This window comes from Shewanella sp. 10N.261.52.F9 (assembly GCF_041471165.1).
GTDB classification, from domain to species: domain Bacteria; phylum Pseudomonadota; class Gammaproteobacteria; order Enterobacterales; family Shewanellaceae; genus Shewanella; species Shewanella marinintestina.
On record NZ_JBFRNX010000021.1, the window covers coordinates 156,487 to 180,853 of the forward strand.

The 24,367-nt window shown below is 43.4% G+C and carries 19 protein-coding genes; 6 read left to right on the plus strand and 13 right to left on the minus strand.

All coding sequences use genetic code 11. The features are described from left to right. Positions 1-7: 7 nt before the first annotated feature. From AB4298_RS13950 to AB4298_RS13965, 4 genes are all read right to left on the minus strand, one after another. Positions 8-322, minus strand: coding sequence for a hypothetical protein (locus AB4298_RS13950; RefSeq protein WP_248999073.1), 315 nt, complete (start codon positions 320-322; stop codon positions 8-10). A gap of 442 nt (positions 323-764) precedes the next feature. After that, complete coding sequence (locus tag AB4298_RS13955) at positions 765-3,170, minus strand: zinc-dependent metalloprotease (RefSeq protein ID WP_371987187.1); 2,406 nt, start codon at positions 3,168-3,170, stop codon at positions 765-767. A 148-nt stretch (positions 3,171-3,318) separates the two neighbouring features. Further along, the gene (locus AB4298_RS13960) at positions 3,319-7,023 is read right to left on the minus strand and encodes a response regulator (protein WP_248999071.1); all 3,705 of its coding nucleotides are present in this window, start codon (positions 7,021-7,023) and stop codon (positions 3,319-3,321) included. A gap of 183 nt (positions 7,024-7,206) precedes the next feature. Then, entirely contained in the window at positions 7,207-8,601 is a 1,395-nt protein-coding gene (locus AB4298_RS13965) for a PhoH family protein (protein WP_248999070.1), read from the minus strand. 341 nt (positions 8,602-8,942) lie between these two features. Between AB4298_RS13965 and rapA the strand changes: the two genes are divergently transcribed. Next, the gene (gene rapA, locus AB4298_RS13970; RefSeq protein ID WP_371987189.1) at positions 8,943-11,849 is read left to right on the plus strand and encodes an RNA polymerase-associated protein RapA; all 2,907 of its coding nucleotides are present in this window, start codon (positions 8,943-8,945) and stop codon (positions 11,847-11,849) included. Between the two features lie 118 nt (positions 11,850-11,967). Beyond that, on the plus strand, positions 11,968-12,870 hold the full coding sequence (locus AB4298_RS13975; RefSeq protein ID WP_371987190.1) for a DUF3530 family protein: 903 nt from the start codon (positions 11,968-11,970) through the stop codon (positions 12,868-12,870). 46 nt (positions 12,871-12,916) lie between these two features. On the opposite strand, the gene AB4298_RS13980 is transcribed toward AB4298_RS13975, so the two are convergent. Together AB4298_RS13980 and AB4298_RS13985 are read right to left on the minus strand one after the other, a co-directional pair. Continuing rightward, positions 12,917-13,408, minus strand: coding sequence for a YqhA family protein (locus tag AB4298_RS13980; RefSeq protein ID WP_248999067.1), 492 nt, complete (start codon positions 13,406-13,408; stop codon positions 12,917-12,919). 177 nt (positions 13,409-13,585) lie between these two features. After that, positions 13,586-14,392, minus strand: a complete 807-nt coding sequence (locus AB4298_RS13985; RefSeq protein ID WP_371987192.1) for a crotonase/enoyl-CoA hydratase family protein — start codon at positions 14,390-14,392, stop codon at positions 13,586-13,588. 388 nt (positions 14,393-14,780) lie between these two features. On the opposite strand from AB4298_RS13985, the gene AB4298_RS13990 reads away from it, so the two are divergent. Further along, the gene (locus AB4298_RS13990) at positions 14,781-15,776 is read left to right on the plus strand and encodes a response regulator (protein ID WP_248999065.1); all 996 of its coding nucleotides are present in this window, start codon (positions 14,781-14,783) and stop codon (positions 15,774-15,776) included. A 13-nt stretch (positions 15,777-15,789) separates the two neighbouring features. After that, on the plus strand, positions 15,790-16,761 hold the full coding sequence (locus AB4298_RS13995; protein WP_246616068.1) for a sensor domain-containing diguanylate cyclase: 972 nt from the start codon (positions 15,790-15,792) through the stop codon (positions 16,759-16,761). A 76-nt stretch (positions 16,762-16,837) separates the two neighbouring features. Here the strand turns inward: AB4298_RS13995 and rraB are convergent, their stop codons facing one another. The 6 genes from rraB to AB4298_RS14025 form a co-directional block, all read right to left on the minus strand. Then, the gene (gene rraB, locus AB4298_RS14000) at positions 16,838-17,248 is read right to left on the minus strand and encodes a ribonuclease E inhibitor RraB (RefSeq protein ID WP_248999064.1); all 411 of its coding nucleotides are present in this window, start codon (positions 17,246-17,248) and stop codon (positions 16,838-16,840) included. 29 nt (positions 17,249-17,277) lie between these two features. Next, positions 17,278-18,006: a 1-acylglycerol-3-phosphate O-acyltransferase gene (locus AB4298_RS14005; RefSeq protein ID WP_248999063.1), complete on the minus strand. Its 729-nt coding sequence runs from the start codon at positions 18,004-18,006 to the stop codon at positions 17,278-17,280. A gap of 217 nt (positions 18,007-18,223) precedes the next feature. Then, on the minus strand, positions 18,224-19,033 hold the full coding sequence (locus tag AB4298_RS14010) for a metal ABC transporter permease (protein WP_248999167.1): 810 nt from the start codon (positions 19,031-19,033) through the stop codon (positions 18,224-18,226). Between the two features lie 109 nt (positions 19,034-19,142). Continuing rightward, a complete protein-coding gene (locus tag AB4298_RS14015; protein WP_371987194.1) occupies positions 19,143-20,069 on the minus strand; it encodes a metal ABC transporter solute-binding protein, Zn/Mn family in 927 nt (308 codons plus the stop codon). Next, the gene (locus AB4298_RS14020; protein ID WP_248999062.1) at positions 20,053-21,255 is read right to left on the minus strand and encodes a hypothetical protein; all 1,203 of its coding nucleotides are present in this window, start codon (positions 21,253-21,255) and stop codon (positions 20,053-20,055) included. Before AB4298_RS14020 ends, AB4298_RS14015 begins: the two co-directional genes overlap by 17 nt. Positions 21,256-21,333: 78 nt before the next feature. Beyond that, on the minus strand, positions 21,334-21,615 hold the full coding sequence (locus AB4298_RS14025; RefSeq protein WP_248999061.1) for an ABC-type zinc uptake system zinc chaperone: 282 nt from the start codon (positions 21,613-21,615) through the stop codon (positions 21,334-21,336). A gap of 243 nt (positions 21,616-21,858) precedes the next feature. On the opposite strand from AB4298_RS14025, the gene AB4298_RS14030 reads away from it, so the two are divergent. Continuing rightward, complete coding sequence (locus AB4298_RS14030; RefSeq protein WP_283107261.1) at positions 21,859-21,984, plus strand: hypothetical protein; 126 nt, start codon at positions 21,859-21,861, stop codon at positions 21,982-21,984. A gap of 190 nt (positions 21,985-22,174) precedes the next feature. Here the strand turns inward: AB4298_RS14030 and AB4298_RS14035 are convergent, their stop codons facing one another. Further along, complete coding sequence (locus AB4298_RS14035; RefSeq protein WP_248999060.1) at positions 22,175-22,447, minus strand: hypothetical protein; 273 nt, start codon at positions 22,445-22,447, stop codon at positions 22,175-22,177. Positions 22,448-22,689: 242 nt separating this feature from the next. On the opposite strand from AB4298_RS14035, the gene AB4298_RS14040 reads away from it, so the two are divergent. Beyond that, a complete protein-coding gene (locus AB4298_RS14040; protein ID WP_248999059.1) occupies positions 22,690-24,306 on the plus strand; it encodes a mechanosensitive ion channel family protein in 1,617 nt (538 codons plus the stop codon). Positions 24,307-24,367: the final 61 nt, after the last annotated feature.

The following is a 24,367-nucleotide window of genomic DNA, read 5'->3' on the forward strand; positions in this document are numbered from 1 at the left end:
TCGAACTTTACATACCGCTATTACGCAACGCCTCTGTCTTAGAGAAATCATGTTGGCTAGCTGGCTTATTATAGACGCTCATTTGCGCCTGTGGATTTTTTACAAAATCATAGTCGCTAGTTGCTGCTAATGTTTTTGAAAAATCATGGCGTGTCGACACGCGCTGAATTTGATTTGGCTGGTCAGCAGCCGAGACATTTTTAGAAAAATCATAATCTGCATGTGCTGCAGCTGTCTTCGAAAAATCAGGTCGTTCTGCCATTGCTGAAGTAGAGATACAGCCAATCGCTAGTGTTAAGGCTACGCTGGTTAACTTATTCATATACAACTCCAATCTTATTTGCCTACATTCGCTTAACAAACAGCATAAGTTATTTGTTCGTTTTAGAGAACAAAAAAGAGGCAAATATTGCATTTTGATACAATTTAAAACACAAAAAACTAAGTGCAATTTGTAATTTACGTGCTAGAGAGATGCTGTAAGCAACTGAGTTAAGGTGCTTTTATTGTTAATTGAAAGTTGTTTTATAACATAAGAAATAATGTCTGTTTGTAGCAACAAAATAACAAATGAATCCAAATTATCACTGCAACTGCCACGTTTGTTGCAAGTGACAAGTGGTAAAAATCACCTCATAAGGTCACAAATTATGTGAATATTATTAACTATTGTCGAAGTGCTTCTCGTCATGTAGGGAGATTTTGTGCAATAAAAAAGGCATGAATACATCATGCCTTTTAGTGAGCAGCTCATTAGCTAAAGGTTAAATAGGTGAACCTGGTGGCAATGCCAAAGGCTTAGCGATTAACTTAGCGTCTGCGTCCTTTAGGCCTTTTTCGACCCCCTGCTGCAACCAAGCAAAGTGCGCAGCTTCATATGCACTGACGCGCTTCACTTTGCGTTTTAGCTGTTTAACCAAATAATGTAGACGCTCCGCTAACTGCGCTTTAACTTCAGGACGTGTTTGCTCGTTATGGAAACTCGCTAATATGCTATCAAGGGTTACCGCATTAACTCGCATCCACACGCCCAACTCATGTCCAGTAGGAATATCGCTAAATACGGTATGGGCAAACACCTTATCGGTCAGCTTTGCCACAGATAACTGCTCTTTATCACTTAGGTATGCTTGATTGACACGATTGATCCGCGCTGGTGCATAGATTTGTGACAAGGTGAGACGACTTAACCCTTCTGCCATTGCTAAAGGATCTGTTACGACGCCAAGTGCCGAATCAAAGCTTTCACGTGTTTTGTAATAATTCCCCGCTTTGGGCACTAAGATCTCTTGTAGCTTTTCTGGCACAACTAACTGCTCTGCCGATAGTGTAGTGAGTAACGTTTCAAGCGCTTGTTGTTGAATCGCTGGCGCTACATAGTGCCAAGTTTTACCGTCAACACCATCACTGTAGCTGTAAGTAGTGCCACCTATCATTTTGGCCGCAGCTGCTATTTGAAAACGTGTGAGCAGGTAAATTGGCACAAAAGCGTCTTGTAGCTCACCTTGAGGTTGCTCTGCCAATAAAGCCTCTGCAGAGAAGTCATTGATTGCCTTAGCTCTAACTTCAGCTAAGCGAGTCAGCTCTGCAACTGGATCATTGCCATTATCCCAAAGGCTAGCGTAGGCATTACTCGCTGCTGCCGAACGAGAATCAGCCTCACCGATATAGCGCAGCCCTTGCTTTGGTACATCATCACGCAATTGAGCTAACCCTACAGCCTCGGCCTGTGGATCAGCGTATTCACCATAACCATAAGCCACAGTGTATTTGTCCCAAGCACCAATGCCTTCATCGTAGGGCTTACTGATATCAATTTTATCGCCATTAATACTTACCATTGGATGTGGGTAATCCATCACTGAAGCATTGTTATTGCTCGATGCGGCAAAATTATGATCTAGGCCTAAGGTGTGGCCAATCTCATGGGCAGATAACTGACGAATACGTGCTAACGCTAACTGCATAGAAGCTTCATCGGCAGCAGCGCGATCTTGCCAACCTGCGGTTAAGCCACGGGCGATCAAATGATCTTGGCGCACTCGCTGACTACCGAGCGTCACATGGCCTTTAATAATCTCACCGGTACGTGGATCGGTAACCGCTGCACCATATGACCAACCACGAGTGGCGCGATGTACCCATTGGATCACGTTGTAGCGTACATCTTGAGGATCGGCATCTTCTGGTAATAACTCAACTTTAAAACCGTTAATAAAACCCGCATCAGTAAAGGCATCTTCCCACCAGCTAGCACCTTCTAGGAGTGCACTGCGGATAGGCTCTGGTACACCCGGATCGAGATAGTAAGTAATAGGTTTAACCACTTGGCTAGGTGCGCTACCCGGAGTAACTTTTTCTAAACGGTGGCGCAATAAAAAACGCTGACGAATATCTTCATCAACGCGAGTACCATAATCTAGATATTCATCCGACAGGTAGCCGCTTAATGGGTGATAAGCACGAGCTTGATAGCCCTCTTCTGGTAAGGCAATAAATGAATAGCGTAAACGAACCGACAAGTGTTTAGCATCTGGCGTGACCTGAGCCACATAGTTACCGGCTTTAGCTGCGTCAAAGGTCAATAACACATCGATATCGCTATTGCGCTCAAACGATTTTACTCCTTCGGGCAAAATCAGTGACTTGCTCTTATCGAGGTGATAACTCCCTTGCTTACTTCGCTCTAGAGCATCGCTGATCCCGTGAAAATCATTCACCACTAGATCGTTGATCGCTACAAGGTTGCGCTTACCTGTAACCAACTTGCCACGCCATAATACTGATTCAGCAAACGCCTCTTTAACTGCACGCTGCTCTGCTGCATTTTCAGTATTAGCGCGATAGTCGGTATTGAGCTGTTTTAAAATAAGGTAAGGACCATGACGTTCAAATTGCACCATTCGAGTACGACCAAGTTGGCCACGGTCTAAGCCTATATCATTGGATCCCACGCCATGAGGCAGGCTGGTGAGCATTAAAAAAGGTTGGTTAAGCTTATTGGCTTCAAGATATAACTCACCAGAAGCTTGTTCATAAAACAGATTAATGAAACCTGTTGCTGCCTGACTTTTCTTTATAATCGTTGCTGTGTTTGTGGTGGCAGCCACGGCGCTGGTCATGGGCACAACGGCAAGTGCTATTGCCAGCGCGAGCTTGTAGGGTCTCATTCGATCTCCTTGATCTTGTTGGTCGCAATCGTATTTAGCTCGATTGTCTTTATTATTAATCAGTCATTAGATCAGCTTAATAAATAGGCTTGCACTTTAGCAAGCCTATCTTGGTCTATTTGAACAACTATCGCGATCAAATGTTTACTTAAGACTTTCTACCGCATTTAGTGATCCAGTGACTTAAGGTGTCAAACAGCTCAGTCAGCACAATCGGCTTAGTGATATGCGCGTTCATGCCTGCAGCTAAACTTTTTTCTCTATCGCCTGACATAGCATGAGCCGTCATCGCAATAACTGGAAGTTGTTCAGTTGAATAACGCTTACGTAGCTCTTTAGCAGCCGTAAGACCATCCATTACTGGCATTTGAATATCCATTAATACGGCGTCATAAGTTGCTTTATCGATCATATCGAGAGCAATTTGACCATTTTCAGCCACGTCGACGGTGTAACCCGCGCTCTTAAGAAGCTCGGTCGCCACTTGCTGGTTAATAAAGTTATCTTCTACAAGCAAGATATAACCCGCATCTTTATCTTCGACTTCTTCCATCACCTCTGGCAGAGGGTTCAAACTTGGCTCGTCAGCAAAGGCTGAAATAATCTCATCAAACAAAGATGAAGCCTTAAACGGCTTTTGCAGCAAAGCATAGACATTAGCTTCAGCAACATCTTTTTGCATCGGCTCAGCGGCATATGCCGTCATCATCATAATAACGGGTCTTTTTGCTAAACGACCGTCTGCAACCATTTCATCGATCTTATTAATGACTTCAATACCATCCATTTCAGGCATCATCCAGTCCAACAAGATCAGATCGACCGGATTATTCTCAAGCTTATAAAGGCCTTCAGGGCCACTTGCCGCTGTATCAACATGGAAATGGAAGTCTCGCATCACACTCGAATAGATCTGTAATGCCGTAGGATTGTCGTCAATAACCAGTGTTCTCAGGTTACCTAAGGTTTCAGGTACGATTAATGGCAATACCTCAGCTTCTTCGGCAATCTCAAAGCTAATGGTGAAGCTAAAAGTACTCCCCTCACCAACTTCACTTTCAACCTGCATTTTGCCGCCCATCATTGACACTAAGTGCTTACTGATAGACAAACCCAAGCCGGTGCCGCCATATTTACGGGTAGTAGAACCATCAGCTTGAGCAAAGGCATCAAACAAAGTCGCCTGCTGCTCTTTAGTGATACCGATACCAGTGTCGCGGATCCAGAACTTAAGCGTGATGCGATGATCGCGCTCACCAACATCTTCACAACCGAGCTCGATTTCACCCGACTGAGTAAATTTAACGGCATTTGATAGTAAGTTAATCAGTACTTGACCTAAACGCAGCGGATCGCCTTCTAAGATCAAACCAGCAGTAACCGGTGCATACAGCAGTAACTCAACGCCTTTTTCTTGTGCTTTAAGTGCGTTTAGATCTAGCGCATGTTCTAGTACTTTATCCAGTGGGAATCCCACGCGTTCAAGCTCCAGTTTACCGGCTTCAATTTTAGAAAAATCAAGAATATCGTTGATAATTCGTAGTAATGAATGCGCCGAGAATCCAGCTTTTTCAAGGTAATCTTTTTGCTGTGCTGTGAGTGAGGTGCGCTGCGCCAGCTGTAACATGCCGATAATGGCATTCATTGGTGTACGGATTTCATGACTCATATTGGCCAAGAACTCACTCTTGTACAGGTTAGCCATTTCCGCATCTTGCTTGGCTTCCAGCATCGCCACTTCGTTACGCTTATGACGAGTAATATCTTTATGGGTACCCACCATACGCTTTGGCTGATTGCTCGGAGTAAACTCCACCATACGCCCACGAGATAGCAACCAATGATACTCACCGCTCTTACCTAACATTCTAAACTCGATGTCGTAAGCACCAATAGGATCGCTTAGGTATTGCTCGCGGTACTCTTGTACTCGAATCAGATCGTCTGGGTGAATAAGCTCGTCTATAGTCGAAACGAGTGCCGGGAATTCGTTAACCTTATACCCCAACATTGAGTAATACGCTGGGTTACAGATAATCTGCTCTGAATCTAAATACCAATCCCAAAGACCATCTTCTACCGCATCCATGGCTAAGTGATAACGTTCTTCAGACAGACGTAGCTGCTCAGCAGATTCATATTCTCGGGTTACGTCACGCCATACGGCAATCAAACCGAGTAGTTCACCACGGCGGTTATAAAATGGGATTTTAAGTGCATCGAGCAATACTGGTTTACCGGCAATATCGACTTTTTCTTGATAACGCAGTGGTGTTCTATCCGTTAAAACGCGTTCATCTTCAGCGCGAATACGTATCGCCTGCTCATCTGGCGTTAAGGCATCTGAGAACTGGCCGATCATTTCGCTCTCACTGAAACCTAACATGCGCTCTGCCGACTTATTACAACCTAAATAACGGCCTTCTTTGTCTTTAAACACAATCGCTTCAGGGATTGAGTCGAGTAGCGATCGCAATAGTGCATACTCTTGCTCGCGACGCTCTGTGGTGTCTTTTAGCCTTTCAGTACGTTGTGCCACCAGCTTATCGAGCCGGCGGTTTTGCTCAGCCAAATGCCGTGTGTACTGTTTGTTTTCTTCAAAAATTCGGCTCACTAGCTGGAACCATGGAGCCCAGCCTACGGTGATCTTTTCTGGAGGCTTGATTGGCTCAGCCGAACACTCTTCTAAATGAGTCAATAAACGCGATGCTGGATTAACGAACGAGCGACGTGTTTGCCAGTGAACAATTGTCACCAAAATCGATAGCGCCAACACCACTAATAGGAATGTAAGCTCAAGTTTTTCCCACGAATCTTTAAATAGGTCGTCAACATCTTGTAGATACAATAGACGCCACGGTGCATTGTGCAGAGCCACCGAGTGAATGTAGTAACCATTACGAATAATGCCTTCATGGGCATCAAACAACTCTGATTCAGGAATTGAGTGCAGCTCAGACGGGATCTTCTGGCTGATGTGATAAACCCGGTTTACATCAGAGGTGTCGATATCGCTGTGGGTCAAAATATTGTTATTTTGATCCAGCAAAATAACCGTACCCGGCATTTTAAAATACAAGCGGATTTGCTTACGCAGCGATGCAAGTGTCATATCTAAATTGATCGAGCCAATAAACTCATCTTCTAAATAGATAGGCACGCCTAAGGTAGTCAGCAAACCTTTACCTGTGGCTTCTACGTATGCAGGGCTCCAGGCAATACTGCGCTGCGGATTATTTGATGGTGTGACTAGTTGAAACTGCTTCTTATTAAGCAGTTCATCACGAAATCGTTGCTCATCAGACGGCCACGGATAATACGACATGATGCGGCGTTTAGAGATGTAGTAGATAGACGAGGCTTTAGGCGCCGCTTCATTGGCGACAGGAAAAGATAGAGACAGCTCAAATAGCATCTCTAGTTCTTGATAAAACTTGTCGCTACGGCCATTAAGTGAGCCCGCGCCCGTGATGCGTCCCATATTGGTAAATGGCTCACCACTTTTGGCATAGCTCGGCTCTAAGGTAAAAAACTGGCCGCTTTCGTTAAACTTTTCATACTGAGGTAAACGTTCTTTACGGACTAATTCTCCTAAACGCAGATGATCAACCGCCACGTTACGCAGACTTTTAACCGCGCGAATACTCGACTCAAGTAGTAAATCGACCTGCAGCACATGACGTTCAACTAACTCTTCAGTTTGCTGGATCAGCTGCGCTTTTTGTCGGTCAAATGACATCCATGCGGTAAGCGACGCCATGATGATTACGCCAATGTAGGTGTAAAAAACGGCTCGATTATAGTTTTTTTGAATCGTTGACTTTAACTGAAGCGTCGGTTCAATCCGTTTCATTTACAACCCTTGGTAATACTCTTTTGAGATTATTCAAATGCGCAACGCCTTAAAGCAGGCCTTTGGAGTTAATAATATCAGTAAGATAGCTTTCAATAATAGCTTAAAAATGTAACTTAAAAGTTAAAAAAAGGCCTCTACGAGTGTGAGGCCCTAATCAATCATCCTAGAAAACAATATTAGCTATAGGTTTTCTTCTGCAAACTCAGCTAAACGTGAACGTACAACCCCATTTAAATAGACATTTGCACTGCCATCAAAATCTTTAAAACGTTCGACAATATAGGTCAATCCAGAGGTCACTGCGGTGAGGTAATTGGAGTCAATTTGCGCCAAGTTACCACTACAAATCAACTTAGTGCCCTCACCCATGCGCGTGATCATGGTTTTGATCTGTGACGCGGTTAAGTTTTGGCACTCATCGAGCAATACAACTGAGTTTTGAATCGAACGACCGCGCATAAAGTTAATCGACTTAAACTGAATGTTAGCCTTATCCATAATGTAGTTCATGCTACCACTAGGATTGACGTCATTCTTATGCAGTACTTCAAGGGTATCGGTAATCGCTGCTAACCAAGGTGCCATCTTTTCCTCTTCGGTACCCGGCAAGAAACCAATCGACTCGGCAATCTCAGGGGTATTACGGGTAACGATGACTTTTTCATACTTACCTTGCTCAACCACCAATTCAAGCGCCGCGGCCATCGCGAGCAAAGTTTTACCACAACCTGCGGGGCCAGTTAAAATAACCAGATCAATGTCTGGATCCAACAGCGCTTGCATTGCCATACCCTGATAAATATTCTTTGGCCTAATCCCCCAAGCCTCAAGATTGAGCAATCGTTCTTGGCCTAAATCAAGAAACTTAAGCTCTGTCGGCGTTTTTTCAATAATACGACCACAGAACTCACTACCTTCATCCAACAGATATTGATTGGTGTAGAACATATCATCGCCAAGCTTTTCGAGTGGCACACTATGCACTGTATGACGACCATCACTTTCAGTCGTTACGTCATCGGTATGTGCCCAAAAGTCACCTTCAATACGATGAAAACCTTTGGTCAGAAAGCGAATATCATCGATTAACTGATCGGTTCGATAGTCTTCAACTTGCTCGATACCCGCACCTTTAGCTTTTAGGCGCATATTAATATCTTTAGTAACGAGTACGACTCTACGAGGTTGGTGCAATTGCTGCAGGTGTAACGCGGTGTTAATAATGCGGTTATCGTTATTGTCACCAGGCATGCTGCCGATGGTGAATTCGATTTGATGGTCGGGGAAAATAGAGAGTGAACCCGATACCTCGCCTTGACCTTCTCGACTCGGTAGTGGCACGCCTTGGACAATTTGCTCAGGGGTAGTTTGGCCACCCAATATATCTTCTAATGCTCTAATCGCGACTCGAGCATCACGGCTGACGTCTCGTTTTCTATCTTTAATCAGGTCCAGTTCTTCAAGAACTGTCATTGGTACGACTACGTCATGTTCCTTAAAGGAATAAATCGCTAAAGGTTCATGCAGTAATACGTTGGTATCCAGTACAAACAACTTTCTGTCGTTTTGTTCCATGGCGCCTCCAATTGTGCATTAGTAGTCAATTACAAGATATGCCCAGCTCCTTTTATTGGTTATAAATTTGTTAACGTTAACTTTATACTGCCACCAATAACCGTGCGCTTCAATATTCTATGTAATTTTTTAAACCTGTTTTTGTATCTTCAACAGACAACCATTGATATAGCGGCGATATGACAAAGGCATGACACAAAAAAATACTTCAGAGCAACTGATTATTTAGTACACTATTATTTCAGATTAAGGCGAATATTAGCGGGTTCAATTTTCAATATGCTCGCGATTGGTATAACATACGCGCCCCTTGTGATTCACCCAGTATATGAGAGTTTTAAATGCCGTTTTCCTTAGGTCAACGTTGGATCAGTGACACTGAATCAGAATTAGGTTTAGGTACCGTTGTTGGAGTTGAAGGTCGCATGGTGACCGTACTTTTCCCAGCCACTGGCGAAAATAGATTGTTTTCTCGCACCGAAGCCCCGCTTACACGTGTTATCTACAATCCAGGCGACAGTATCGAGAGCCACGAAGAGTGGAGTCTTACAGTCACTGAAGTTGAAGAAAAAGATTCACTGATTATTTACCACGGCACTCATAACGAAACCGGTGAGCAAGTTAGCCTGCGCGAAACTTTGCTTAATCACAACATTCGTTTCAATAAACCACAAGACCGTTTATTTGCCGGTCAAATCGATCGTCTAGATAGATTTAATGTGCGTTACCAATGTCAGCAGCTTCGCAATAAGCTAGCCACATCAGACTTGTTAGGACTGCAAGGGCCACGAGTAGGACTGATCCCGCATCAGCAGTGGATTGCTCACGAAGTAGGTCAGCGTTTTGCACCGCGCGTATTGCTAGCCGATGAAGTGGGTTTAGGTAAAACTATCGAAGCCGGTTTGATTATCCACCAGCAGCTACTAACGGGCCGTGCTGAGCGTATTTTGGTTATCGTGCCAGACACACTTCGCCACCAGTGGTTAGTCGAAATGCTACGCCGCTTTAACCTGCGCTTCTCAGTATTCGATGAAGACCGTTGTGTTGAAGCTTATGCTGATCATGACAACCCATTCTATACTGAGCAGCTAGTGATCTGTTCATTAGATCTACTGCGTAAAAAACGCCGTTTAGATCAAGCCTTAGATGCTGATTGGGATCTAATGGTTGTTGATGAAGCGCACCACTTAGAATGGTCTGAAGAAGCGCCAAGCCGTGCTTACCAAATTGTTGAAGCATTGAGTGAAGAAATCCCTGGCGTACTATTGCTTACTGCAACCCCAGATCAATTAGGTCACCAGAGCCACTTTGCGCGTCTGCGACTACTGGATCCAGATCGTTTCTACGACTATGAAGCTTTCTTAAAAGAAGAAGACAGCTACAAAGACGTTGCAACTGCTGCGGACGCCCTAGCCTCAGGTGAGCAGTTATCTGCTGAAGCAATTGCTAGCTTAACGGGTCTTTTATCTGAAAAAGACATCAGCGCTAACATTGAATTAATTCAAGATGAGTCTGCGGATGCCGACAGCCGCTTCCAAGCGCGCGATGGCTTATTGCAAGACTTGCTTGACCGCCATGGTACTGGCCGCGTGCTATACCGTAACAGTCGTGCATCTGTAAAAGGCTTCCCGCAGCGTATTTTGCACACACATCCGCAAAAAATGCCTGAGCAGTATGTGACAGCTTACCGCGTTAGCTCGATGATGAACAAGCATTTAGATACTAATGCTAAAGTTCGCCAAGTGCTTAGCCCAGAGAAGATCTACCAAGATTTCGATAGCGGCAGTGCGGCATGGTGGAAGTTCGATCCACGTGTTGACTGGCTAATTGATTTCCTAAAGAACAACCGCAGCAAGAAAGTGCTGATTATTGCGAGCCAAGCTGAAACGGCTCTAAGCCTAGAAGAAGCACTACGCACCCGTGAAGGTATTCAAGCGACTGTTTTCCACGAAGGCATGTCTATTATCGAGCGCGATAAAGCTGGCGCTTACTTTGCCCAAGAAACCGGTGGTGCTCAGGCGCTGATCTGTAGTGAAATCGGCTCTGAAGGTCGTAACTTCCAGTTTGCCAGCAACCTAGTATTGTTTGATCTGCCGTTAAACCCAGATCTACTAGAGCAGCGTATTGGTCGTTTGGACCGTATCGGTCAAAAGAACGATGTTGAGATCCACCTACCTTACTTAGCCAACACCGCACAAGAAAGATTAACTGAGTGGTATCACCAAGGTTTGAACGCCTTTGAATGCACTTGCCCAAGTGGTCACATTCTATTTAACGAGTTTTCTGGTGAGTTACTAGAAACCTTGTTGAATAATGATGAAGAGACCCTAGCGAGCTTACTTGATAATACTAAGACCCGTTATCAAGAGCTTAAACTGGCGATGGAGCAAGGCCGTGACAAACTGCTTGAGATCAATTCTCACGGTGGTGTGCGTGCTAACAAGCTAGTACAAAGCCTGGCGGAAAAAGATGAAGATACTCAGCTAATTGGCTCGGTGATTCGCCTATGGGACATTATTGGTGTTGAGCAAGAAGATAGCGGCGAGAACGCGATTGTCTTGCATCCAAGCGAACACATGATGTTCCCAACATACCCAGGGTTACCAGAAGACGGTATTACCGTAACATTTGACCGTGACATGGCATTGTCTCGTGATGATATCGCGTTGATCACCCAAGAGCATCCATTGGTACAAACGGGTCTAGACTTAATCACTTCATCTGAAACCGGTACGACAAGCGTTGCGGTACTGAAGAATAAGGCATTACCTGCTGGTACTGTGTTCTTAGAGCTTATTTACCTAGCCGATGCATCTGCACCTAAGTCAAGTCAGCTATACCGCTACTTACCACCAACACCTATTCGTGTGTTGCTAGATAAGAACGGTAATAACCTGTCTGACAACGTGACTTACGAAAGCTTTAACAAGCAGTTGAGTGCGGTGAACCGTCATATCGCAAGTAAGCTAGTTAATGCCTCGCAAGCAATCTTACATCCGTTATTCTCTAAAGCTGAAGCCTTTGCCAATGCAGAGCTACATACGCTTACTGAATGCGCACGTGAAAAGATGACTAGCCAGCTGTCAGGCGAGCTTGAGCGCTTAAAAGCACTTAAAGCGGTTAACCCTAACATTCGTGACGAAGAACTTAGTCACTTAAGCGAGCAGATGGGTGAGCTAAACCGTTATTTAGACAGCAGCAAGCTACAGCTTGATGCAATTAGATTGGTATTAGTTAGCCACGCTTAATTAAGCTGATACAAATCGAAAAGCCCTGACTTGTCAGGGCTTTTTTATACCTGCTAAACGTATATACTGTTGCGCTTACCGTCATCTATGTCGTAGGTATAAAAGGTTGTTTGCCAAGATGAAGTTTTCTATTTTTTTATTCCAGCGCTTTGCTTTAATGACATTAAGTATGAGTGCATTTGCAGGGGCTATCTTCTACTCCACGAGCGCTTTCACTGCAGAGCTGACCACGGATAATTACCACTATTTACCAGCAAACGAAATCAAACAACTACAAGTTAATGGCCAAGAGATCCCTGCTTTACTCAGACCATGGCTAGGCAAAGCCAAACATGGGTTAGCGATCATCGTTCCTGACTTCTCTCAACGCGCCGATGCGCCCGGCGCAGCAAACTATCTACGCCATCAACTCAACCATTCCGGTTGGGCAACGCTAGCATTAACTCCTGCGAGTTTAAGTCAGCCCGCTTATTTTGCGACTAAAGCTGATGAAATAACTAAAGCCGGTGAGCAAGAGCACACTCTGTTGGCTGACCAAGAAACACCAGATTATAGTGATGAAGAACTGGCTAAAATCCAGCAAAAGCAGCACGATTTTATGCTCAACTCCATGATGCAACTAGACAGTTTGGGCAAAGACTATAGTGGTAAACGAATGATTATCGCCTTTGGGGAGAGCGCTAATTTAGTTGCCGGATTACTTAAGGAAAACCGCCTTCCCTCGCCTAACGTATTTGTGGTCATCAATCCTTACAGTGATATCGACACAATCAATAAACAACTGGCTAAGAAACTAACCAGCTTAACCATGCCAGTGCTGGATCTACAATCAAGTGATGGCAGCAGTGAGTCACTTGCAACTCAACCTCAAAGGTTGAACTTAGCGCCTGAAAATGCTCCTAACCGCTATAGCCAGCAGATTTTAGCACTAGACCTATCACAGCCGATGTCATGGGATAACACGCTTTATCTAATTAAAGGCTTTGCCGCTAGGATCAATAAAGCCTATCCGAATGGATAGGCTTCATATTACGAGCATGCAGCTAAGTCAGTTCAGCAACTACAGACTAATCTTTACTAAGCTTCAACGCACCAGCAATGAGCACAACAGTAATCCCCATATAAAGCAGCTCTAACATCGAAGTAGGCTTCATTTCAGTGAAGAAAGAAAACACCTTGATGATCAGCATCATTAGAATCACTTTACCAAGCTTACTCTTTAGCGAGTCAATACTACTAATAATCAAAATCTTACCGCCAGCATCGCTCTTACTCGCGCCTTTCAGATTATTAATAAACAGTTCATATAAACCAAATGCAAAAATAAGTAATACAGCACCTAATAAAAAGGTATCTAAGATCTCAACCACTACCATAACCAGATCATTACGTACAGCATGGCTGCCGCTGAATATATAGCCCATGATCAACTCAATCATATGCACGACATCTCTGAGCCCCATAGCAAAGACAACAAAAGCGGCAACGATGCAAGACAACACACCAAACATTACCGATAAACGGCTGCTCCAGAGAAAACGTTCAAAAAGTTCACGCATGAGTATCAGGGGTCCCATTAATTAAGTTTTAGTTGATATAGTATATAATCGCTAGCAAGATCAGAGTGCTGCTACCGATTTTTTAGAATGGAGCGGAGTGTAAAAGAAGCGCTGCCCAACCACATATAAATAACAAGCCTTTGTGACGCAGCTCACACTTTAACCGTTTCGCTTAAATTACCAACCAGATTGTCTTTTTTTATAAGATTTTTCAGCATTTTTAGCTTGGCGTATAGCCGCGATAACACGATTTTTTCCAAGTAATAAACGCACTTGATACCAAGACTCACGCCTGAGTAACTGCCTAATAGATGCGGACCAGTTTTTGTTAATGCTCGCTTTAATTGCTGCATTAGCATCTGGGGATGTTTGCGATAACTTAGTCGCGAGAGCCGTTGCTGCTGCCATCGGATCTTGCTCGATAGCCGTGATTAAATTAAGTCTTAAAGCTTGATCTGCAGATAAAATATCTGCAGACATAGTTAGCATAAGCGCCTGATCCTTTGGCATTAACTCCCTTAATCCGGCTAAACCTGCCATATCAGGTACCAGCCCCCATTTGGCTTCCATAATCGACATTTTGCAATCTGGGGAGGCGATTCTAAAGTCGGCTCCCAAAACAATCTGCATGCCACCGCCATAACAAATCCCTTCCATTACAGCGATAACTGGAACAGGTAATCGTCGCCAACCAATAGACACACGCTGTGCAAGATTTGCGTTGCCCGGCAGCCACTTAAATAATAGATTGACTGCGTCTAATGGCGAACTCATCACACTTTTTACGTCTAAACCTGAGCTAAAATTACCGCCTGCACCGAAAAGCACCACTGCAGTCAAAGATTTATCTTTGGCCAAGTTTTTTATGCAAAGGTCGATCTCCTTAAAAAGTTTATAATTCAGTGCATTATACTTTTCAGGTCGATTTAGGCTTACATAAGCAATACCATTTTTTTGGGTTACAGCAACTAAATCATCAGTCATTTTCGCATCCTTTCTTGCCAAGTGGTCTGTCCAGATTGCAAGTTAACACATTTGGAATATTTGGTTAATACCTATAACATGTGCGGGATTAATGACGATCGTCATTTTACTGTCACAAAATATGCCTTTCTATTAGTTAGATGATAATTAATAATCGGGCCGTAGCGCGTCACCTTCTCATAAGGATGACGTCATGGAAGCTACCTAGAACGATCTCTTTTCGAAGGCATTAGCCAAGGATTCTCGACTGCAATTCATCTTAATGTATTGCAGCGGCGAGCTGCTGGTTAAAAATGGTGATAAGGACTTCAATGACCATGTAATTAAGCGCTAATTATATGGTCCTGAAAATAAAGAAATTGATGGATAATAGGAAAGAACAACAATAATGCCGCTCCCGATATTAATTTGTGATGATTCGGCGCTAGCCAGAAAACAGATGGCGCGCACGCTCCCTAAAGATTGGGATGTTGAGATCACATACGCTACCAATGGCCTCGAAGGAATAGAAGCAATTCGCGAAGGTAAAGGCGAAGTGGTGTTTCTGGACCTAAATATGCCAGTTATGGACGGTTACCAAGTTCTTGAAGCCATTCAAAGAGAAGATCTTCCCGCTCTGGTTATTGTGGTGTCTGGCGATATTCAAATTAAAGCTCATGAGCGAGTAAAAGGCCTAGGTGCACTCGACTTTATTCAAAAGCCTGTCAGTGCCGACGCCATTAGTCACATTTTACAAGAATACGGCATCTTAGAATTAGCGCTTGGTGGCTTAGAGCAACAAGCACCTATGATTGAAGTCGACCTACGTGATGCTTGCCAAGAAGTGGCTAACGTTGCCATGGGTCGCGCTGCAGACCTGCTAGCTAAACTCTTAAACGTTTTTGTTAAACTTCCTATTCCTAACGTCAATGTGCTCGAAGTCAGCGAGCTAACGATGACCCTTAAAGCCACCGAGGATTACGGTACCGTATCGGCACTTTGCCAAGGCTTTATTGGTGCAGGCGTTGCTGGTGAAGCGCTACTCTTGTTCCATGACTCATCATTTCAGGATATGGCTAAGCTGATGAAGCTTGAAAACCCTGAAGATGAAGAAACTGAACTAGAAGTGATGATCGATACAGCCAATGTGCTTATTGGCGCCTTTCTCAATGGGATCTCTGAACAACTTCATATGAAGTTTAGCCAGAGCCATCCAGTGATTTTAGGTAGGCACTGCAGTGTCAATCACCTGATCAGCGAGAACTCTGATAAATGGAGTCGTACACTGGCGATGGAGATCAACTACAGCATTGAGGATCACGATATTCAGTGCGATCTTTTGCTGCTATTTACAGAAGATTCTTTGCCTACACTCAACAACAAACTCGGCTACTTGCTAGATTAAAATGGATATTAGGATGGCAACAGATCAGAAAGCAGCAGACAACAGTGCGATGAACGAACTCCACTGGCTAATCGATATGGTACAGACCATAGAAGTAGGTTTAGTGGTACTCGATCGTGACTTTAACATTCAGCTGTGGAATGGTTTTATGGAAAACCACAGTGGTGTAAGCCCAAATTCAATTAAGGGTAAAAATCTGTTTGAACAGTTTGATTATCTACCTGCTAAATGGCTAAAACAAAAAATGGAGTCGGTCTACCTACTGGAAAACCGTGCTTTTATTAGCTGGGAACAACGACCTTTTATTTTCCAGTTTAAAAACTACCGTCCAATAACCGGTAGAGCGGACTTCATGTACCAAAATGTCACCTTATTGCCGTTATCATCGCTAACGGGTGAGATCACTCATATCAGCATGATTGTGTATGATGTAACTGATGTAGCTATCAATAAGCTCCAACTAAAATCAGCAAACGAACGCTTAGAATACCTGAGCCAAGTCGATGGATTAAGTCAGCTCTATAATCGCCGCCACTGGGAACACTGCTTACAAAAAGAGTTTGACCGCTATGCCCGCTATGGCAGTGAAACCAGCTTAGTTATGCTCGATATCGATCACTTTAAAGCAATAAACGACACCTATGGTCATCAGGCTGGTGACAGGGTCATTCAAAATGTATCACACATTATTAAAAAGTCACTGCGTGAAACCGATTGTGCTGGACGTTATGGCGGTGAAGAGTTTGGAGTGATACTCGCGAATACGCCTGCAGCTAATGCCTTGTTCTTTGCTGAGCGCTTACGTAAGAAGATTGAACAATCTGAGATTATGTATGAAGAGCAGTTGATTAAAGTGACTATCAGTTTGGGGATCTGCGATATAAAACCTGATATGACAGATAGTGATATTTGGTTAGCTCAAGCCGACCAGGCGCTATACCAAGCTAAAGAATCTGGCCGTAACTGCAGTGTGACTCAACAGTAGCCAACAGTATAATCCATATAAAAATGCCCATCTATTGATGGGCATTTTTATGAATATCAGACACTAGCAATTAGTATTAGTGTAGCGGCTCTTCGTCATCATATTCATCGTCATCTCTGACTTCTTCGCCATTTTCGTCGATGAAATATGTGCCCCAACCGTCGTAATCAATCTTTTGCTTAGCAGCAAGTGTGATCATTTTTTCACACGCTTCATCTAGCAAAGCTGTATCTAGCTGATGGCTTGCAACAGCATCAAAACAGTAGATCACTGAGCCATCTTCTAGCTCCATCTCTTCTGCATCATTGACTTCATAGCCAAGCTTAAATGCATCTACAGCCGCCTTTTCTAAACGATCAAAGTTGGTCGATGAAAAGTGATGCTCAATCGTATACTCGGCATCTGGTAATGAACCATCCGCAAGAATCGCTTCAACGATTTCGCTGTTTTCTTGTTTCTGTTCGTTTAACTGACGTTCAATAGACATCGATGACTCCTCAAAAATTTCGCGACCGATTATACCGCTTTAGTCATTAATGCTGAAGCTTCTTGGTTCAACTGAGATAATTTTTCCGACATCATGCTATGAATTCGCTTAGAAAGCTCTTTCACCTGCGTTTTATCGATACCCGTTGTGTCAATTGGCTCCATCATTTCAATAATCACTACTCCGTTGTTCCAACGGTTTAGCTTAATATGACCTTGATTTGAAGCAAGCACTGGCACCATAGGAACTCCAGCTGCTATCGCAGTATAGAAGGCACCCGCTTTAAACGGTAATAAACCTTTACCGCGTGAACGCGTTCCCTCTGGGAAAATCCACACTGACAGGCATTTATCTTTAATCTTGCGCGCCGTAGCGGCCATGGTATCAAAAGCTTTGCTACGATTTTTACGATCAATCAGGATGTTACCCGACAACCAATAAATCTGCCCAAATAAAGGCATCCACGCTAGGCTCTTTTTACCTAAACTAACGGTTCCTTTTGGCACTGCAGCAGTATGAGTAAACATATCAAAGTTGTTTTGGTGATTAGCCAAAAACACACAAGGTTTACCCGTTTGCTTTTCCGAGTTACGCACAATAACTTTTATGCCTAACACTGGCGCCGCCCAAGAAAATACTTTGGCGAACATATGTACGTTATCGCGATGACGAGGACGTAAAATACAAGCTAAGCCACCAATAAAAAAGGCTAATATCAGCATAACTGACAGGATCAAACATCTAAGGATTAACAGCACAATAATCTCCCGCGATTTAATTGGCGCCAGTATAGCCACCAAGTAAGTGCGACTCAATATAAATACGACTTATGTCAATGAACATTAGTTTACACGTGTAGCCTGAATATAAGCCAAACAAACCTAATTCCGCGCAACTTTAGCCCAAGTGACTTAAATGAACTTTAAACACTTACAAATTTTGGGAGATTTTAGCGTAGTTCCTATCGACGCAAGGTCAGACCTGCGGCGGACTTTGCTTACTTATAGCGCCATGAGTCTTCACTGATTGCTTATTTAGACTCAAAATAAACCTAAAGCCGATGGCACTTAAAGCTAAAGTCGACACAATTGCGGCTCCGCTTGGCAAATCTAAACTCGCCGACAACACCAAACCTGCAATATAACCAACCAAACCAACTGCATAGGCCCAAAACAATTTATAGCGTCCATAAAAATGATTTACGGCCAATGCTGGAAGAATCAAGCTACTAAATACTAAATACACACCTACGAGCTCTACCGATAAGGTAATGACAATGGCAAAGATCAGATAAAAAGCGCGACCGCTAAGTAGCTCAGGCTTATAAATCAATGCCGCCAAAATCGCGATATAAAGACAAGCAGGTAAAATTAACTGGCTCCAACTCACCCATAAGATTTGCCCAGACATCAGCTCTTTGAGCATTTCTGCGCCATGGGGATCATTAGACAGTAATAACATAGCGGCCACAGCAGCAAGTACATAGAAGCAACCAATGATCGCCTCTAACTCATCAGCCATACGTTTAGATAGCCAGGCAATAAAACCAGCACCAGCTATAGCAAATATTGCAGGCATCCACACATTTGAAAATGGCAAAGCTTCAATATCATGATTCAAATGACCAACGATGGCGCCCAATGCAGCAACTTGCGCAATGGCTAAATCGATAAAAATAATACCGCGCTTTAATACCTGTTGCCCAAGAACCACATGAGTCGATAACACTAGGACGCCCGCAACAAAAGCAGGAAACAAGATAGACAGCAGATCGAGATCAAACATAACTAGACTCTTATCAAAATGAAGAAAACCAGGACGAACCCCGTCCATTGGCTCCGTCCTAGGGGCATGTAATCTGACATTTAAGGCCAGATTACATGAGTAGCAAAAGCTAGTTTTTAGCGCTCAACAGCATATCGATTGCACTATCATATAGGCTAAATAGATCAACGCTCTGATCGTTTCCTCCTACAGACATTGGCAATACCAACACAGGTAGATCTGAGCGCTCAGCTAGCCACTCTGCACCACGCTCACTTTGATACGAGGCGATGACAATCGCTAAAATATCTCCTTGCTTAGTCCGGCTCAATAAGCTGGCTAAATGTGAGCTGCTTGGTGGGATCCCAGGCTTTGGCTCTAGATCAGCAACTTGCTCTATGCCTATCCAATTAAAGAGATATTTAAAGCTAGAATGATACGCAATCACCTTGCTACCTTGTAGCGGCTTAGCTTTCGCTTCCCACTTCGGGATCGCTGCTTGCCAACGCTGACTAAAGCTTACCAAAGCCGCTTCATATTCAGATTCAGCTTGTGGATCTAACTGGATCATCTTATTTGTTAGCGCCTTAGCAACATCTAACATGCGAACCGGATCGAAGTGTAGATGCGGGTTACCCTTTGCGTGTACATCACCCATAGAGCGATCAACTGAAGTTAATTGATCTAACGTTTCAATTTGCTCTGCCGCAAAAAATAAACCTTGGTCGGTTGAGCGCACTTTAGCGTTAGCAGACTTCATCTGTAACATTGGCAACCAACCCACCTCTAAGTCTGCACCCGCACAAATAGCTAGATCCGCTTGGCGCATCTTAGCAATAAGACTCGGACGAGCCTGGACTTGATGCGGATCTTGCATCGCAGTAGTAGCCGAATAGATCTTCGCATCAGGAGCTAACTCTTTTGCCAATGCCGCATATTCCGGTTCACAAGCAAAAATGTTTAACTCGGCTGCGGCGTTATTAGCCACGCCCATGGTTAACGCTAATGTTAACGCCTTAACGCCTTTTGATAAAAACTGCTTAGAATTGATGCGCACCGTGAGCCCCCAGAGTCATGACATATTGTAGAGTGATGATGTTGTCATCTTCGAAGCCATCAAAGTTCGTACCCTGCTGATTGGTGTATTGCAGACGCACAGTAGAAAAGTGACTGTGGTGCCAAGCAAGACTCACTTCAGTCTCTTTCAACTTTTGTGGATCAAAATGATCGCCATGCATCATTTGGGTATCAACTTGACCATAGCGAACACCTGCAGACCAATGTGGTGAGAACTGATAAACACTGCTTAAGTACCAACCGTCTTGGTAATCTTTACCCTCTTCATCATGGCCATGTTCTTCATGTTCATCGTGGTGCTCTTCCAGTGGCTGAAAGTCTGTCACACGAAAATATTCACCGCTTAAGGTTAGGTGTTGGTATTTGTAATTACCATTAGGTGCCCACTTATAAACAAAGTCAGCTACATAGGTATTTTCACCTGTGTACTGTGCACTGTGACTATGGTCGTGACCATGATCTTCATGGCCTTCTGGCTCAGAATGATCGTGCTCATCTGCAGTCATTCGGCCATTTTCGTTACGCAAGTAACTTAAGCCTGCCTGCCATGAACCATTATCACCTACATCACCACCTAGCTTAGTAAATGCGGTATACACGCCAATATTTTCATAATCGCGCTCACCGTGCTCATCTGCTGCACGCATGTTGTCACCTTTAAAGGCTTCTACACCCATGGTCCAATATAGATCCGTTGGTGCGACATAGCTAAAACGCACACCATCATCAAAGTAATGGCTACCTAAAAAGGCACGGTATGCTGCAGGGCGATCTGAAAATGAGTCTGTATGTACATGTTGGTTATTTAGGTAACCAATATCTGACAAGAAACGACCGGCACGTATAGACAACCCACCAGGCATGGCTAAAGTTTGAATAAAGGCTTCTTCTAATCCAATCTCAGTTTCACCATCATGCATCTCCACAACAGCAGTTAACTTACCGTAAAACATGTCATCAATATTGGCACTTAACGCAAGTTCAGTATGGCCTAGACCAAATCCTTCAACTCGTTCTGACATCGGTCGTTCACCACTTTGATAGTAGCCATCTAACACTGCACTAATTGCCGGGTTAGTTAATGTAGGATCACTCGCTAACGCCTGAGTTGAAATAAGTGCGCACGCTGCTGCTACGCCAGAAAGACGCATAGTTGAAATAGTCATTTTTTTCTCCGAAATACAGCTAAGCCTTCCCCATGGGAATACTTTAAAAAATTCTTAATTATTGTTTGGTATGAAGAATTACGCTGATGCTGGAGGGGCGCGGCTATTGAAAAAACTCACATGACGTGAGTAAGACGTTGGGAGGATGTACTCTTGTCTCTCAACTTCCTGACGCTCAATAGCAATGGTTAAATCACAACTAGGCAACAGGTTATTGACCTGGTGTTGGTGATAACACAGAGTACAATGGTTTTTAGCGCCATCGTCCAAATGACTCAGACTATGAGCGGACGCTGCAAATGACAGGCACAGGAATACGGCTAGAAGCCCCATTACCAGTTTCTGCTTTACGCTACTCATTCGAATCACAGTGTTAACCTTATGTGTTAAAACGTCGACAAGTGTATTGGGCTGACAAATGAAGTCAAGTCCTGATCGTGTTAAAGCATCGACTCAAAGCGTTACAAAGTGTTTGTGATTAGGATCACTGAAACTTGAATGGCATTTAATACTGACTTAAGCTCTAAACACTAATATTGCTAGCATGAACAGGTATCATAGCGATATTTGACAAGAGTTTATCTATTAAAAGGCGCAATTATCATGCTTGAATTTATTCGCTCAAACCTAAAGCTCATCATCATGACTACGCTGTTTTTTGTTGCAATACTGGGTGGAATTTATTACGTAGAAGCAGCACTTGAAGCCCAAGTTCAAGTTATTGATTAAGCTAATAGTTTAATTCTCTGATGGCCCTATGCCATCAGAGATTGTATTACCTGAAAGTTATCTGAGTACCACTCACAGACTAAGCTTGCTTACATAAATCTAAGCCATGCTAAACGCTAACTTGCAGGCTTTACTGCATTTCAAAACTTAACTCACCAGAACTACCAGCCAAAAACACTAACCAATAAGCTTAGTCGCGGTATTTTTTTAAATGCTCGCTATTATCGACAATTTCAACTTCTGGTGCTTGGGTCACTTTCAAGTTATCCACTAAGTGAACAACCAGCATCAACATAGAAGAGAAGATAGCGACTGGCACACCAACAGTTCTAGCACCCTCATCAAAGTAGCTCCACGCAAATAAAATCACCGCGGCATAAAAGCTGATAATTTTAACCCAAGATAACATGACACTTTTGCCTAACCACGCCTGACAAAAAGGACATTCAATCTCAGTACTCAAGCCTTTGCCTCTTTGGTTTTCAATTTTATCTATCGCAAATGATTTAGAACAATGGGCACATATCACTAGAGATCTCTCTTTTCAGCTTTATAAAAATGTTGGGACCCAATAGCGGGGCGCAAAAGTTTAGCAGATTTAGCAGGCTATTCACGCTTTTGTTTCTCGGTTTAGCAATAACAAATCGACAGTTTTCAAAAGCCGTAATATTATTACTAGATCCTGGGAACTAACGGAAACACCAAATGCAAAATTTGCTCCCCAAACTTTTACTTATTATTTTGTGCTTTTGCTCTTTTGCATCATCAGCAGAGAATACTGAGTTAGCGAATAACCTGAATAAAATACAGTCATTAATTGATAATGACGTTAAAGCGCTGCCTAGCACAAAAGGCGAAATTAAGAACTTTCTTGAGTACCGTATTGGTCGCAATGCGAGCTTGCTGCAAGAAACCCTAAAAGAGCAAATGGATACAACAAATCCAGATATTGCTTTTTTAAAGCCATACATTGTTAAACAACTTGCCTTTACTAATGCTGTAGAAGCTTATTTTGCCAAGCAAAAAGCAGAGCTAATGGGTGAAGCGGGACCGGGTAGCGATCGCAAGATCATGCTTGGTTTAATGCAGATCCAGCGTGAGCAAGACAAATTATTCACTTCAGAACACGAACTACTAACCTGGGCAAAAACTGCTGGGATCAATGTAGACGCTGAAACCCAAGCTTTTATTGCGGCACTAACTTCTCGTGCAGATGACTTAAATAGCTTTGTTTACTATAACCAAGAACGTCTAAGCCAAGCTGTGGCCGATGTGCAAATTGCTGGTGCTGATGTTAGCGCAGATCAAAAGTCTTTAGTTGTTGAACTTAAAGAGCGTTTAGATCAAAGCTCAAGCAGCCTAAACTCAACTATTGAGATCTTAGACGCTTACGGTCAAAACACAGCCCTTTACAAGCAAACATTGTTTAGTGTGTCAGGTGATATCACCCAAGACGTATTAAACTTTGACGTTGCAAGTAACTTGCTGACTGAATGGATGACGATTGCTAAAACGCAGGCTATGGAAAATGGCGCAGGTATTATGTTCAAGCTGATCATTTTCTGCTTGATCTTATTCCTTTCAAGCTTGATTGGTAAAGTCGCCAAGCGCGTAGTTCAAAAGGCTGTAAGTAACTCTAAGCTTAAATTTAGCATGCTGTTACAAGACTTCTTTATCTCGCTATCAGGCAAAGTGGTATTCGCACTTGGTCTGTTGATTGCCTTATCGCAGCTTGGTTTTGAACTTGCACCGTTACTAGCCGGTTTCGGTATTGCCGGTGTGATCATTGGTTTTGCATTGCAAGATACACTATCTAACTTCGCATCTGGCATGATGATTTTAGTCTACCGTCCATTCGACGTTGGCGATCTTATCAATGCAGGTGGTGTTACAGGCCGTGTAAGCCACATGAGCTTAGTTTCAACCACAATTAAGACTCTGGATAACCAAAGACTGATTGTGCCAAACAACAAGATTTGGGGCGATACAATCAACAACATCACTGTTGAGCATCAACGTCGTGTGGATCTGACTTTTGGTATTGGTTATGGCGATGATATCGAGCACGCTGAAAAAGTGTTACGTGATATCGTAATGGCGCATCCATTAGTGCTAAAAGATCCGGAGCCAACTATCAAGCTTCACACGCTTGGTGAATCTTCTGTCGACTTTATCGTTCGCCCTTGGACTAAGCCTGAAGATTATTGGGATGTTTACTGGGATATTACTCGTACCGTTAAAATGCGCTTTGACGCTGAAGGTATTAGTATTCCGTTCCCACAGCGCGATGTACATATTTACCAAACAGCACTAGAAAAGTAATTCTAGGCTAACAAAAAGCCCCGACAACTTAGGTTGTCGGGGCTTTTTTGTATCAGTGTCT